Origin of the sequence: Streptomyces sp. NPDC006798, assembly GCF_040635975.1 — a bacterium.
Lineage (GTDB): Bacteria > Actinomycetota > Actinomycetes > Streptomycetales > Streptomycetaceae > Streptomyces.
On record NZ_JBEYIS010000017.1, the window covers coordinates 16,096 to 28,566 of the forward strand.

Here is a 12,471-nt window from a genome sequence, read left to right on the forward strand (position 1 = left end):
GGGCCTGCCCGGCGAGCAGGTGGTGACCGCGGCCGCGCCGTCGGCCACCGGGTCCGCCGCGCTGGAGGCCCTGGTCGCCGGGGCGGCGCCGCTGGGCGCCCGGCGGCGGACCGGGGACGGTGGTCGGCCCGCGGGCGGCGAGGAGGCGGCCAGATGACCGGAGTGCCGGCATCCGCCGGGGGCGGTCGGCCCGGCCGGCCGGCACCCGGCGGCAAGCTGGGCGCTGCGGCCGTCAACCAGGCCAGCCTGTGGAACATCGCCAACCTCCTGACCATGCTGCGGCTGCTGCTGGTCCCCGCCTTCGTGGTGCTGCTCCTCCAGGACGGCGGCTACGACCCCGCCTGGCGCGCCTGGGCCTGGGCCGCCTTCGCCGTCGCGATGATCACGGATGTCTTTGACGGGCATCTGGCCCGGACGTACAACCTGGTCACCGACTTCGGGAAGATCGCCGACCCGATCGCCGACAAGGCGATCATGGCGGCGGGGCTGATCTGTCTCTCCGCCCTCGGCGATCTCCCCTGGTGGGTGACGGGAGTGATCCTCTTCCGCGAGCTGGGCATCACCCTGATGCGGTTCTGGGTGATCCGGCACGGGGTCATCCCGGCCAGCCGGGGCGGCAAGATGAAGACCCTGGCCCAGGGCACGGCCGTCGGGATGTACGTCCTGGCGCTCACCGGAGGGCTGGCCACCCTCCGCTTCTGGGTGATGGGGCTGGCCGTCGTGCTGACCGTCGTCACCGGTCTGGATTACGTGCGTCAGGCCGTCTCGATGCGCCGCCGGGGGCTCGCCAAGGAGCGCGGCGGCGGACCGGACGCCCGATGACCGCGGTCCCGGTGGCGGAGCGGGTACTGACCCTGCTCGCGGAGCGTGACCAGACACTGGCCGTGGCCGAGTCCCTCACCGGCGGTCTGGTGGCCGCCGAGGTCACCGGCGTACCCGGCTCGTCACGGTCCTTCCTCGGCTCCGTGACGGCGTACGCCACCGGGCTCAAGGAGCGGCTGCTGGGCGTCGACGCGACCCTTCTGGCGGAGCGGGGGCCGGTGGATTCCGAGGTCGCGGCGCAGATGGCGGCGGGTGCGCGCGGGCTGCTGGGCGCCGACTGGGGAATCGCCACCACCGGGGTCGCCGGTCCCGGCCCGCAGGACGGGCACCCGGCCGGAACGGTCTTCGTGGCCGTTTCCGGACCGGACGGAATCGAGAAAGTCGCCGCACTGAGATTGAACGGCACCCGGGCGGAAATCCGTAAAGAGAGTGTACGGAGCGTACTGGAGCTGCTCTCCGGCGAACTGCACGGAAATGCGCGGGCACAGGATACGGAACAGAACGGGGGGAATTGATGTTTACAGCCCTGAGTGAACACGTCATCGCTCCCCGCACGGCCGCAGCGCGAGGCGGTACGGTGGGGCGTGAAGGATGCGGCTACGCGGTCCGAGGAGGGAGCCACCGATGATTCTGCTCCGTCGCCTGCTGGGTGACGTGCTGCGTCGGCAGCGCCAGCGCCAGGGCCGTACTCTGCGCGAAGTCTCCTCGTCCGCCCGAGTCTCGCTCGGCTATCTCTCCGAGGTGGAGCGGGGGCAGAAGGAGGCGTCCTCCGAACTGCTCTCCGCCATTTGCGACGCGCTGGACGTACGGATGTCCGAGCTCATGAGGGAAGTGAGTGACGAGCTGTCGCTGGCCGAACTGGCCGCGTCGGCAGCCGCGAGCGAGCCGGTGCCCGCACCGGTACGCCCGATGCTCAACTCCGTCTCCGTGACGTCGGTGGCGAGTGTGCCGACGGAGCGGGTGACGATCAAGGCGCCGGCGGAGGCCGTCGACGTCGTCGCCGCCTGATCCGTCCGGCGGCGGTATCGGCCGGTCGGGCGGACCGGCCGTCGACCAGCGGGAGAGAACCCCGGTGTCGCCCCTTCCCTTTGTGGGGAAGGCGACACCGGGGTTTTCGTCGTCCCGGCCCGGGCAGGCGCCCTTCATCGAAATGTTCCCTCCTGGGTGCTATGTCATGGTGGGAGGGATCGGTGACCGAGTGGAGGACGCATGTCTGTTGTGAAGAGCCCGCTGTCCGAGGCCGACCTCAAGAGCGTCGGTACGGCGCTCCAGGGCGCGCTCGTCGATCTGGTGGACCTCGGCCTGGTGGCCAAACAGGTGCACTGGAACGTCATGGGGCCGCGGTTCAGGTCGGTCCATCTCCAGCTGGACGAGGTCGTGGACACGGCCCGGCTGCACTCCGACACGGTGGCCGAACGGTGCTCCGCGATCGGCGTGCCGCCGGACGGCCGGGCCGCGACCGTGGCCGCGCAGAGCGCGATCAACGGGGTGCCCGAGGGCTGGATCAAGGACGTCGACGCGGTCCGGATCATGGTGGACGCGCTGGGCGCGGTGATCGGACGGATGCGGGAGCGCATCGGCGTGACCGGTGACCCCGACCCGGTGAGCCAGGACATCATCATCGGACTGACGGCCGATCTCGAAAAGCATGCCTGGATGTTCCAGGCCGAGAGCGTCTGAGGGACCGCGCGGGCCGTCGTGGTACGTCGCCGGTACGCCGCCCGGCCGCTGCTGGTCGCCGGACTCGGGCTGGCCGGGCTGCTGGGCGGCGCCCTGTGGTGGTGGGCCGTCCTCCGGCTGACACTCGTACCGGAACGGACCGGGCTGGTCGAGGGCGCGATCGCGGCGGGCGGCTGGGGCCTGGGGCTGCTGCCGGTCCACGCCACTCCCTTCCGGGGGCGGAAGGCCGCGCCGGGGCCGTCGAACGCCGGAGCGTCGTGATCATCCCGTGGTGATAGCCGGGGCGACGGCCGCCGTCCGCCGGGCGGGGTCGTCATCGAGAAGCGCCGGGTCCGGGGCCCCGCTGGCAGCCGGGACACCAGTAGGTGATCCGCTCGTCGCCGGAGAGCGCCGGACCCGGATCGCGGTACGGCGTGACCCGGACCGGCCCGCCGCAGCGCGGACAGGGCCGTCCGGCACGGCCGTAGACATGGAGCAGCGGACCGCGGCGCCCGGCACCGGCGACCGTACGGCGCTCGAAGGTGGTCCGGTTCGCCATCAGCAGCCGACGGGCCGTGGCGACCAGCCGGGGAAGCGACTCGTCCGGCAGCTCGCCGACCGGCAGCCAGGGGGTCACCCCGGCGAGGAAGACCAGTTCACAGCGGTAGACATTGCCGATCCCGGCGAGATTGCGCTGATCGAGCAGGGCGTCGCCGAGGGAGCGGGCCGGATCGGCGCGCAGCCGGGCGACGGCGGTCGCGGCGTCCCAGTCCGGGCCGAGGAGATCCGGCCCCAGATGGCCCACCACCCGGTCCTCCTCGCCGGTCCGCAGCAGCTCCAGCACCGGCAGGCGGTAGCCCACGGCGGTCGCCGTCTCCGTGCCCAGCACCGCCCGGATCTGATGGGCCGGGCCGCCGCTCCACCGGGAGCCCGCCGGGAAGACCCGCCAGGCGCCGTCCATCCGCAGATGCGAGTGGAGGGTGAGACCGCCCTCGAACCTGGTGAGCAGATGCTTGCCGCGCGGGGTGACGTCCCGTACGGCCCGCCCGGTGAGATCGGCCGTCGCGAAGCGGGGTACGCGCAGATCGAACCGGGTCAGCACACCTCCGGCGAGGGCTTCGTGCAGCCGGTGCGCGGTCAGCCAGACGGTGTCTCCTTCGGGCATGGCTCCATCATGCGGCAGCGGGCGGGGGCGGGCCGTTACGGCGGGCGGGCCCGTCAGGGTCTGAGCCGCAGCCCCCTCGGGGTGGCGTGGAAACCGGCGGTCTCCAGGGCCCGGCCGAAGGGCGAGGTGAGCGCCGGGACTCCATTGGCGCGCTCCACCGTGACCGAGCCCAGAGCGCCCCGCCGGGCCGCGTCGGCCAGCGCGCCGGCCGCCGCCGCGAACCCGGGGGAGTCGGCGTCGGCCCAGGCCAGCAGGGTTTTGCCGCCGCGTTCCAGATAGAGGGTCAGCTCGCCGTCGACCAGCACGACCAGGGAGCCCGCCTTGCGTCCCGGTTTGTGCGCCGCGCCGTCCGGCGGCTCGGGCCAGGGCAGAGCGGCGCCGTAGGCGTTGGCCGGGTCGGCCGCCGCCAGCAGCACCGCCCGGGGCTCCGTACGCCCCTCGGAGCGCTCCCGGGCGCCGGAGGAGGCCCGCAGCCGGTCGACCGCGCCGTCCATCGCGAACTGGGCCGCGCCCAGGCCCTCGACGACATAGCCGCGGCGGGCCTGGCCGCGGTCCTCGAACGCGGACAGCACCCGGTACGCGGCGGAGAAACCGCCCTCGACGCCCTCGGCCGCCACCGCGCCCCGGGTCACCACCCCGTGCCGGTCGAGCAGCGAGCGGGCCAGGGCATGCGCCCGGTGGGTGGGGTCCGGCTCGGCGGGCGGCAGCAGCGACCAGCGCCCGCTCACCGTCGGCGGGCCGCCGCGGGACGCGGGTCTCGCCGCGGTCGTCAGACCGCCGTACCGCCCCCGGGGTACGGTCCGCCGGGCGCGGTGGGCCGTCGAACCGGCGGTACGGCCCGAGCCCAGCAGGGACCGCAGCGGGGCGAGGGTGTCATTGGTCAGCCGCCCCGACCAGGCCAGATCCCAGACGGCGTCGGCGAGCTGGGGATCTGCGACCTCCGGGTGACCGGCCCTGACCCGGTCGGCGATCTGCCGGAAGAACAGGCCGTATCCGGGGGCGAGGGCGGCCAGCACCGCCGTATGCAGCGGTGTCTCCTCCAGCGGGTGGGGTGCCGGGAGCAGCAGGGGGGCCGAGTCCGCCGGATAGAGGGCGATCCAGCCGTCCTTGCCGGGCAGCGCGCCCGCACCCGCCCAGACGATCTCGCCCGTGGTGGTCAGCTCGTCGAGCAGGGCCGGGCTGTAGTCGTGCACCCGGGACGGCAGTACCAGCTTCTCCAGCGCGGAGGCGGGCACCGCCACGCCCTGGAGCTGTTCGACCGCGCGGGCGAGCCCGTCGGTGCCCCGCAGGTCACGGCCGCCGATGTGCTGCCAGCGGGGGAGGAAGTCGCCGAGCGCGGCGGGCGGCACGGGCTCCAGCTCCTGCCGGAGCGCGGCCAGGGACCGGCGCCGCAGCCGGCGCAGCACGGTGGCGTCGCACCATTCCTGTCCTGCGCCGTCCGGGCCGAGGGCCGCCGGGGCGGGGTGGAACTCGCCGACGACGATCCGGCCCGTCGCCGCCAGCCGGTGCAGAGCGCCGTCGGTGACGGCGGGCCCCAGCCCGAAGCGGGCCGCGGCCCGAGCCGTGGTGAACGGGCCGTGGGTGCGGGCGTACCGGGCGAGGAGATCGCCGAGGGGATCCTTGACGGGCTCCGTGAACGCCTCGGGGACTCCGACGGGGAGCGCCGTACCGAGGGCGTCCCGCAGCCGTCCGGCGTCCTCGATCGCCGCCCAGGTCTCCGCACCGGCGATCCGGACCCGGATGGCCCGCCGGGCGGCGGCCAGGCCGCGCACCCAGCCGGGGTCGGCGCCCCGCTCGGCCAGCTCCGGATCGGTCAGCGGGCCCAGGATCCGCAGCAGATCGGCTACGCCTTCCTCGTCCTTCACCCGCCGGTCGTCGGTGAGCCACCGCAGCTCCCGCTCCAGCTCGGCCAGGACCTCCGGGTCCAGCAGCTCCCGCAGCTCGGCCTGTCCCAGCAGCTCGGAGAGGAGCCGGGAGTCGAGGGAGAGGGCGGCCGCCCGCCGTTCGGCGAGCGGCGAGTCCCCCTCGTACAGGAACTGGGCGACATAGCCGAAGAGGAGGGAGCGCGCGAACGGCGACGGCTCGGGCGTGGTGACCTCCACCAGCCGGACCCGCCGGGCCTCGATATCGCCCATCAGCTCGGTCAGACCCGGTACGTCGAAGACGTCCTGGAGGCACTCCCGGACGGCTTCGAGGACGATCGGGAAGGAGCCGAACTCGCTCGCCACCTGCAACAGCTGGGCGGCGCGCTGCCGCTGCTGCCACAGCGGGGTGCGCTTGCCGGGGCTGCGCCGGGGCAGCAGCAGGGCCCGCGCGGCGCATTCGCGGAACCGGGCGGCGAACAGCGCCGAGCCGCCGACCTGGTCGGTGACGATCCCGCCGATCTCGTCCTTGTCGAAGACGGTGTCGGCGGCGCCCACGGGTGCCTGGCCGTCGTCGAAGACGGTGTCCTGCCGGGCGGGGTCCGCGTCGAGCAGGTCGAGACCCAGCAGATCGGCGTCGGGCAGCCGCAGCACGATGCCGTCGTCGGCATGCATGACCTGCGCGTCCATGCCGTACCGCTCGGCGAGCCGGGCGCCGATGGCCAGTGCCCACGGCGCGTGCACCTGGGCGCCGAACGGGGAGTGGATCACCACCCGCCAGTCGCCCAGCTCGTCCCGGAACCGCTCCACCAGGATCGTCCGGTCATCGGGGACATGACCGCAGGCCCGGCGCTGCTCGTCCAGATACGCCAGCACGTTCTCCGCCGCCCAGGCGTCCAGACCGGCGGCGAGCAGCCGCAGCCGGCCGTCCTCTGCGGACATCGCCCCCACCTCGCGCAGGAATCCGCCGACCGCGCGCCCCAGCTCCAGGGGGCGGCCCAGCTGGTCGCCCTTCCAGAACGGCAGCCGCCCCGGCACCCCCGGGGCCGGGGTCACCAGGACCCGGTCGCGGGTGATGTCCTCGATCCGCCAGGAGGTGGTGCCCAGGGTGAAGACATCGCCCACCCGGGACTCGTACACCATCTCCTCGTCCAGCTCGCCGACCCGGCGGCCCCCGCCGCCCTTCTCGGCGGAGCCACCGGCCAGGAAGACCCCGAACAGTCCCCGGTCGGGGATCGTGCCGCCGGAGGTGACCGCGAGGCGCTGGGCGCCGGGCCGTCCGGTGACGGTGCCCGCGACCCGGTCCCACACCACCCGGGGCCGCAGCTCCGCGAAGGCGTCGGACGGATAGCGACCGGCCAGCATGTCCAGCACGGCCTCGAACGCCGACTCCGGCAGGGCCGCGAACGGCGCGGCCCGCCGGACCAGCGCCAGCAGGTCGTCCACCTGCCAGGTGTCGAGGGCGACCGTCGCCACCAGCTGTTGCGCCAGCACGTCCAGCGGATTGGACGGGACCCGCAGCGCCTCGATGGCGCCTTCCCGCATCCGCTCCGTGACCACCGCCGACTGGACCAGGTCCCCCCGGTACTTCGGGAAGACCACGCCCCGGGATACCGCCCCCACCTGGTGTCCGGCCCGGCCCACCCGCTGGAGGCCCGAGGCCACCGACGGCGGGGACTCGACTTGGACGACCAGATCGACCGCGCCCATGTCGATCCCCAGCTCCAGACTGGAGGTGGCCACCACGGCGGGCAGCCGTCCCGCCTTCAGATCCTCCTCGACCAGAGCCCGCTGCTCCTTGGACACCGAGCCGTGGTGCGCCCGAGCGAGCAGCGGGGGCGCGCCACGGGCGGCCCCGGACTGGGCCATGATCTCGGCGGGCGGGGCGCCCTCCGGCAGGGGTTCGCCCGCGGCCCGTTCGTAGGCGATCTCGTTGAGCCGGTTGCAGAGCCGCTCCGCGAGGCGGCGCGAGTTGGCGAAGACGATGGTCGAACGGTGTGCCTGGACGAGATCGGCGATCCGCTCCTCCACATGGGGCCAGATCGACGGCCGGTCGCCGCCGGACGCCGGGGAGCCCGGCGCGTCCGCCGCGGGGGCGGCCAGCTCGCCCAGGTCCTCGACCGGGACCACCACCGACAGATCGAACTCCTTGTCCGACGGCGGCTGGACGATCTCCACCCGGCGGCGCGGCGACAGATAGCGGGCCACCTCGTCGACCGGCCGGACCGTGGCCGACAGACCGATCCGGCGGGCCGGGCGCGGCAGCACCTCGTCCAGCCGCTCCAGCGACAGCGCCAGATGCGCGCCCCGTTTGGTGCCCGCCACGGCGTGCACCTCGTCGAGGATCACGGTCTCCACCCCTGCGAGGGCGTCCCGGGCGGCCGAGGTCAGCATCAGGAACAGGGACTCGGGGGTGGTGATGAGGATGTCCGGCGGCCGGGTAGCCAGGGACCGGCGCTCGGCGGCCGGGGTGTCGCCCGAGCGGATCCCCACCCGGACCTCCGGCTCCGGCAGCCCGAGCCGCACCGCCTCCTGCCGGATCCCGGTCAGTGGGCTGCGCAGATTGCGCTCCACATCGACCGCGAGGGCCTTCAGCGGCGATACGTACAGCACCCGGCAGCGCGCCTTGGGGTCGGCGGGCGGGGGCGTGGACGTCAGGGTGTCGAGGGCGGCGAGGAAGGCGGCGAGTGTCTTGCCCGAGCCCGTCGGGGCGACCACGAGGACGTCCGAACCCTCGCCGATCGCCCGCCAGGCGCCTTCCTGCGCCGCCGTGGGCGCGCTGAAGGCCCCCGCGAACCAGCTCCGGGTCGCGGGGGAGAACGAGTCGAGCACATTCCCGGCCATGTCCCCATCGTGCACCGTGCCACTGACAATCGGCCCGGAACAGCCCTGACCAGCACAGACACCGGCCCGAAGGGTACGGCTAGTGCTGTGACCGGGAAGGTTCACCGGGTCAGTACGCTGAGCGAGGCTGTGTTGGGTGAGGAGGTGGGGCATGACGTGGAGACTGCCGATGGACGAGGCAGTGGGGTTGCTTGAGGGTGAGCTGGGGTCAGGGTCAGAGCAGCGAGCGCTTGACGATCTGGTCACGGAAGACTTCTGGTTTGCCTTCCTCCGGTTTGGCCGACGGCTGTTTAACGTCCCGGACATACCCGACGGTGATGGTCTTCTGTTTCAGTACGGGACCCACGCGTTCGACGGCCCCCGGGCGTTCACGCTGGGCCTCACCCGGCAGTTCGAGATCTCCGACAGTGACGGTGATCACGAACACTACGTGCAGGTTCACTGCGAGCTCAGATACGGCCTCGCGCCCGCGCTGGAGGCCCTCGGAAGCTTCGACTCGTGGTTCTTCCACGACGCCGGAGACGATCTCGAAGAGTGGGCGCAAGGGCTGACCGGGCGAGCGGCCTGGGCAATGATCCGCAGACTCAGGCCGACTGAGGTCAGGGTGTATCAAGAGCAGGTGTAGTAGTTCAGGCCGCCATCGTGGTGCGACGCCCTCCCCAGCGAACACCCTTCTCACTGCGGATGCGGACTCTTTCGCGTCGTTGAGCCGCGAGGACGTCGGGGTGGCGGGCGTTCTGATTGCGCCAGCGCAGGTAGGCGTGCAGGGCCCGGGTCTGGACCGTGTGGTTGGGATGGTGCGAGTTGGCCAGGGTGAACTGCCGCAAGGGTCCGAAGTGGGCTTCGATGGGGTTGGCCCAGGACGCGTAGGTCGGGGTGAAGCACAGCTCGACCTTGTTCCGGGGCGCCCACCTGCGGATTCTCCAGTTCAGGTGGGCGGAGAGGTTGTCGAGAATCACGTAGATGGGGGCGCCGTCCGGGCGGGCGGCCCGAATTGATCTCAGGGCAGCCCAGGTGTGGTTGATGCCCTTGCGGTGCCGGTTGACTCCCCACATCTGGTCGTCGCCGACGGAGTAGCAGCCGTGGAAGTAGGTGATTCCGTGGGTGCGGCGGTAGGTGGCCGGCAGACGGTCCGGCCTGCCTTGTTCTGCCCAGCAGGAGCCGGCGGTGGGGCGGATGCCCAGCGGGCCGAACTCGTCGAAGGCGAACGTGCGGTCCGGGCGCTCGTTGACCGCGTACTCGATCCTCTCCAGCTTGGCGTCGAAGTTCGCATCCGGGGACTCCTTCCAGGTCTTCGTGCGCTGGAAAGAGATCCCGCGGCGGGCCAGTAAGCACCGCAAGGCCTCCCTGCCGATCCGGACGGGCCGGGCGATGTTCCTGCTTAGGTGATCGGCCAGCTTGCGGATGGACCAGCGGGTGAAGGGCTTGCCCAGCACGGTCGGGCGGGTGGTGGCCGTCTGGACGACGAAGTCCTCGTCGTCACGATCGAGAAGGCGGGGACGGCCTCCCGCCCAGCGAGGGTCCAGGCATGCGAGCCCGATCTCGTTGAACTTGTGGATCACATTGCGCACGGTGTCCTCGTCCGCCTGGACCAGCCGGGCTATAACCGGGACCGTGCTGCCGCCGGCCGAGGCCAGCAGCATCATCGCTCGCCGGAACCGCACCGAGCTTGTACTGCCCCGCCGGACGATGTGCTGGAGCTTCTGCCCCTCCTGCTCGGTCAACCCGCGAACCCGGACCGGTTGCGCCATCCCGCCTCCCCACTGCTCCGGGAGAGCATTACCAACCAGCACACAAGCAACCCGGTGAACCTTCCCGGTCACAGCACTAGCGGGGCCGGGACGGAGTGGCGTACCCGGCGCCGCGCGCACAATGGCCCCATGGACAGGGCTACGGCGCCGGAGGGCGCGGCCGGACGGGAATGGGCCCGGCACTGGCGGCACGAGGAGCTGCCCGACCTCGATCTGCTGCGGGCCCGCTACGTCAGCCACACCTTCCCCCGTCACAGCCACGAGGGGTATCTGCTGGCCACCGTCGTGCGCGGGGTCGAGGACATGGGGCTCACCGGCGGCCGGGTCCTCATCCGGCCCGGCGACATCGCCGTCCTCAACCCCGAGGTCCCCCACGAGGCCAGGACCGGTGACCCCGACGGCTGGGCCTATATCGCCCTCTACCCGTCGCTCGACCTGATCTCCGGCGTCGCCGGCGAACTCCGCGCCCCGCGCGGCACCCCGTCCTTCCGGGACCCCGTCACGGCCGACCCGGCCGCGTCCGCCCAGCTCCGCCGGGTCTACGAGACGGCGGACGCGGGCGACGCGCTGGCCGCCGACACCCTGCTGCGGACCGTGATCGGGCGGCTGCTCCGGACCAACGGGGGCGCGCCGCCCGGCCGGGCCCCGCTCGGGGCGGGTCCGTCGGCCGCGGCCCGGGCCCGGGAGCTGCTGGTGGAGCGGATGGCCGAGCCGCCGTCGCTGGAGCGGCTGGCGCGGGAGGTGGGGGCGGCCCCGTTCGCGCTGCTGCGGGCGTTCAAGGCGGCGTACGGGATGCCGCCGCACACCTGGCTCACCGACGCCCGGGTGCGGCGGGCGCAGCGGCTGCTGGCCCTGGGGGAGCGCCCGGCGGACGTGGCGGTCGCGGTCGGCTTCACCGACCAGCCCCATCTGAACCGTCACTTCACCCGGATCGTGGGCGTACCGCCGGGGGCGTACCGCAAGGAACGCGCCGGGCGGTGAACCGACGCGCCCGGTGGCGGCCGGGCGCGTCGGCGGGGCTCGCGGGGCGGCGGTGCTCGTGCCCCGGCGGGGCTCGCGCGGTGCCGGGGGAGTGGCCGCCGTGTCCCGTACCGGGGCGCGAGGGCGCAAGAACGTACAAGACCGGCGCGGGCGAGGCCGCGTACCGTCCCCCACATGGCAGAACAGACCGTCCCCGCGAATCCGCCCGGGAGCCCTCCGTCACCATCCGTCCCCGTCCCCGGCTCCCCGGCCGCCGACTCCCCTCCGGCGAAGCCGGACGCGGCCGTCGTCCGCGACGCCCTCGGAGTGGGTGTCGCCGTGGGGCTCTCCGGCTTCGCCTTCGGAGTCACCGCGGCCGGTTCCGGTCTTACCCTGCTCCAGACCTGTGCCCTGAGCCTGCTGGTCTTCACCGGGGCGTCGCAGTTCGCCCTGGTCGGGGCGCTGGCGGCGGGCGGCAATCCGTTCACGGCGGCGGCCGGGGCCTTCTTCCTCGGCATCCGGAACGCCTTCTACGGCCTGCGGCTCTCCCAGCTGCTCGCCCTGCCCCGCGCGGTACGGCCGTTCGCCGCGCACTGGGTGATCGACGAGACCACCGCCGTCGCGCTGGCCCAGCCGGGACGGCGGGCCGCGCGCCTCGGCTTCACCGTGACCGGACTGACGCTCTACGTCCTCTGGAACGCGACCACCCTGCTCGGGGCGCTCGGCGCCGAGGCCATCGGGGACACCGACGCCTGGGGGCTGGACGCGGCGGGGCCCGCCGTCTTCCTGGCGCTGCTCGCGCCCATGCTCCGCACCACCACCGAACGCGCCGTCGCCGGACTCGCGGTCCTTCTCGTGGTCATGGCTCTGCCGGTGCTGCCCGCCGGGGTGCCGGTCCTGGTCGCGGCCTTCGCGGCACCTGTTGTGCTGTGGTTCACGGGCCGGACGGCCGGAGACCGGCATGACGCGCCCCGCCGGGACCGGGACACCGAGGACGGGCCGAAGCCCGGGAACGGGAACGGGCATGTGAACGGGAACGAGGCACGATGAGCGTCTGGATCGCGATAGCCGCGACCGCGGTCGGCTGCTATCTGGTGAAGCTGGCCGGTCTGCTGGTCCCCGGTGACGTCCTGGAACGTCCGCTGGTACGGCGGCTCGCCGCCCTGGTCCCCGTCGCCCTGCTGGCCGCCCTCACGGCCGAGCAGACCTTCAGTACGGAGGGTGCCCTCGCCGTCGATGCCAGGGCCGCCGGGCTGGCCGCGGCGGCCCTGGCCCTGGTGCTCAGGGCCCCCTTCCTGATCGTGGTCGCGGCGGCCGTCCTGGTCACGGCGGGTGTGCGGGCGCTGGGCGGCTGACCTGCGGTTCCCGGGCCCGCCGGGCGTACGGGCCCCCGGGCGGCCGCGGGGCC

At 73.4% G+C, this 12,471-nt stretch carries 12 protein-coding genes; 9 read left to right on the top strand and 3 right to left on the bottom strand.

Features of this window, described 5'->3' with window-relative positions:
• Positions 1 to 153 precede the first annotated feature (153 nt).
• From pgsA to ABZ714_RS14100, 5 genes are all read left to right on the top strand, one after another.
• On the top strand, positions 154 to 822 hold the full coding sequence (pgsA, locus tag ABZ714_RS14080; protein WP_358825459.1) for a CDP-diacylglycerol--glycerol-3-phosphate 3-phosphatidyltransferase: 669 nt from the start codon (positions 154 to 156) through the stop codon (positions 820 to 822).
• On the top strand, positions 819 to 1,337 hold the full coding sequence (locus tag ABZ714_RS14085) for a nicotinamide-nucleotide amidohydrolase family protein (RefSeq protein WP_358825460.1): 519 nt from the start codon (positions 819 to 821) through the stop codon (positions 1,335 to 1,337). The genes pgsA and ABZ714_RS14085 overlap by 4 nt, the downstream gene beginning before the upstream one ends.
• Positions 1,338 to 1,446: 109 nt before the next feature.
• Positions 1,447 to 1,830: a helix-turn-helix transcriptional regulator gene (locus ABZ714_RS14090; protein WP_358825461.1), complete on the top strand. Its 384-nt coding sequence runs from the start codon at positions 1,447 to 1,449 to the stop codon at positions 1,828 to 1,830.
• A 201-nt stretch (positions 1,831 to 2,031) separates the two neighbouring features.
• On the top strand, positions 2,032 to 2,502 hold the full coding sequence (locus tag ABZ714_RS14095; RefSeq protein ID WP_358825462.1) for a DNA starvation/stationary phase protection protein: 471 nt from the start codon (positions 2,032 to 2,034) through the stop codon (positions 2,500 to 2,502).
• 51 nt (positions 2,503 to 2,553) lie between these two features.
• Complete coding sequence (locus ABZ714_RS14100) at positions 2,554 to 2,763, top strand: hypothetical protein (protein WP_358825557.1); 210 nt, start codon at positions 2,554 to 2,556, stop codon at positions 2,761 to 2,763.
• Between the two features lie 52 nt (positions 2,764 to 2,815).
• Here the strand turns inward: ABZ714_RS14100 and ABZ714_RS14105 are convergent, their stop codons facing one another.
• The gene (locus ABZ714_RS14105) at positions 2,816 to 3,646 is read right to left on the bottom strand and encodes a DNA-formamidopyrimidine glycosylase family protein (RefSeq protein ID WP_358825463.1); all 831 of its coding nucleotides are present in this window, start codon (positions 3,644 to 3,646) and stop codon (positions 2,816 to 2,818) included.
• A 53-nt stretch (positions 3,647 to 3,699) separates the two neighbouring features.
• The gene (locus ABZ714_RS14110; protein ID WP_358825464.1) at positions 3,700 to 8,352 is read right to left on the bottom strand and encodes an ATP-dependent helicase; all 4,653 of its coding nucleotides are present in this window, start codon (positions 8,350 to 8,352) and stop codon (positions 3,700 to 3,702) included.
• 151 nt (positions 8,353 to 8,503) lie between these two features.
• Between ABZ714_RS14110 and ABZ714_RS14115 the strand changes: the two genes are divergently transcribed.
• Positions 8,504 to 8,977, top strand: coding sequence for a hypothetical protein (locus tag ABZ714_RS14115; RefSeq protein ID WP_358825465.1), 474 nt, complete (start codon positions 8,504 to 8,506; stop codon positions 8,975 to 8,977).
• 4 nt (positions 8,978 to 8,981) lie between these two features.
• Here the strand turns inward: ABZ714_RS14115 and ABZ714_RS14120 are convergent, their stop codons facing one another.
• Complete coding sequence (locus ABZ714_RS14120; RefSeq protein WP_358825466.1) at positions 8,982 to 10,103, bottom strand: IS630 family transposase; 1,122 nt, start codon at positions 10,101 to 10,103, stop codon at positions 8,982 to 8,984.
• A 129-nt stretch (positions 10,104 to 10,232) separates the two neighbouring features.
• On the opposite strand from ABZ714_RS14120, the gene ABZ714_RS14125 reads away from it, so the two are divergent.
• The 3 genes from ABZ714_RS14125 (at position 10,233) to ABZ714_RS14135 (ending at position 12,418) form a co-directional block, all read left to right on the top strand.
• On the top strand, positions 10,233 to 11,084 hold the full coding sequence (locus ABZ714_RS14125; RefSeq protein ID WP_358825467.1) for an AraC family transcriptional regulator: 852 nt from the start codon (positions 10,233 to 10,235) through the stop codon (positions 11,082 to 11,084).
• A 174-nt stretch (positions 11,085 to 11,258) separates the two neighbouring features.
• On the top strand, positions 11,259 to 12,113 hold the full coding sequence (locus tag ABZ714_RS14130; protein WP_358825468.1) for an AzlC family ABC transporter permease: 855 nt from the start codon (positions 11,259 to 11,261) through the stop codon (positions 12,111 to 12,113).
• Entirely contained in the window at positions 12,110 to 12,418 is a 309-nt protein-coding gene (locus ABZ714_RS14135) for an AzlD domain-containing protein (protein ID WP_358825469.1), read from the top strand. Before ABZ714_RS14130 ends, ABZ714_RS14135 begins: the two co-directional genes overlap by 4 nt.
• Positions 12,419 to 12,471 lie beyond the last annotated feature (53 nt).

Coding starts and splice junctions, on each gene's coding strand:
- pgsA (WP_358825459.1), top strand. CDS start 154: ATGACCGGAGTGCCGGCATCCGCCGGGGGCGGTCGGCCCGGCCGGCCG.
- ABZ714_RS14085 (WP_358825460.1), top strand. CDS start 819: ATGACCGCGGTCCCGGTGGCGGAGCGGGTACTGACCCTGCTCGCGGAG.
- ABZ714_RS14090 (WP_358825461.1), top strand. CDS start 1,447: ATGATTCTGCTCCGTCGCCTGCTGGGTGACGTGCTGCGTCGGCAGCGC.
- ABZ714_RS14095 (WP_358825462.1), top strand. CDS start 2,032: ATGTCTGTTGTGAAGAGCCCGCTGTCCGAGGCCGACCTCAAGAGCGTC.
- ABZ714_RS14105 (WP_358825463.1), bottom strand. CDS start 3,646: ATGCCCGAAGGAGACACCGTCTGGCTGACCGCGCACCGGCTGCACGAA.
- ABZ714_RS14110 (WP_358825464.1), bottom strand. CDS start 8,352: ATGGCCGGGAATGTGCTCGACTCGTTCTCCCCCGCGACCCGGAGCTGG.
- ABZ714_RS14115 (WP_358825465.1), top strand. CDS start 8,504: ATGACGTGGAGACTGCCGATGGACGAGGCAGTGGGGTTGCTTGAGGGT.
- ABZ714_RS14120 (WP_358825466.1), bottom strand. CDS start 10,103: ATGGCGCAACCGGTCCGGGTTCGCGGGTTGACCGAGCAGGAGGGGCAG.
- ABZ714_RS14125 (WP_358825467.1), top strand. CDS start 10,233: ATGGACAGGGCTACGGCGCCGGAGGGCGCGGCCGGACGGGAATGGGCC.
- ABZ714_RS14130 (WP_358825468.1), top strand. CDS start 11,259: ATGGCAGAACAGACCGTCCCCGCGAATCCGCCCGGGAGCCCTCCGTCA.
- ABZ714_RS14135 (WP_358825469.1), top strand. CDS start 12,110: ATGAGCGTCTGGATCGCGATAGCCGCGACCGCGGTCGGCTGCTATCTG.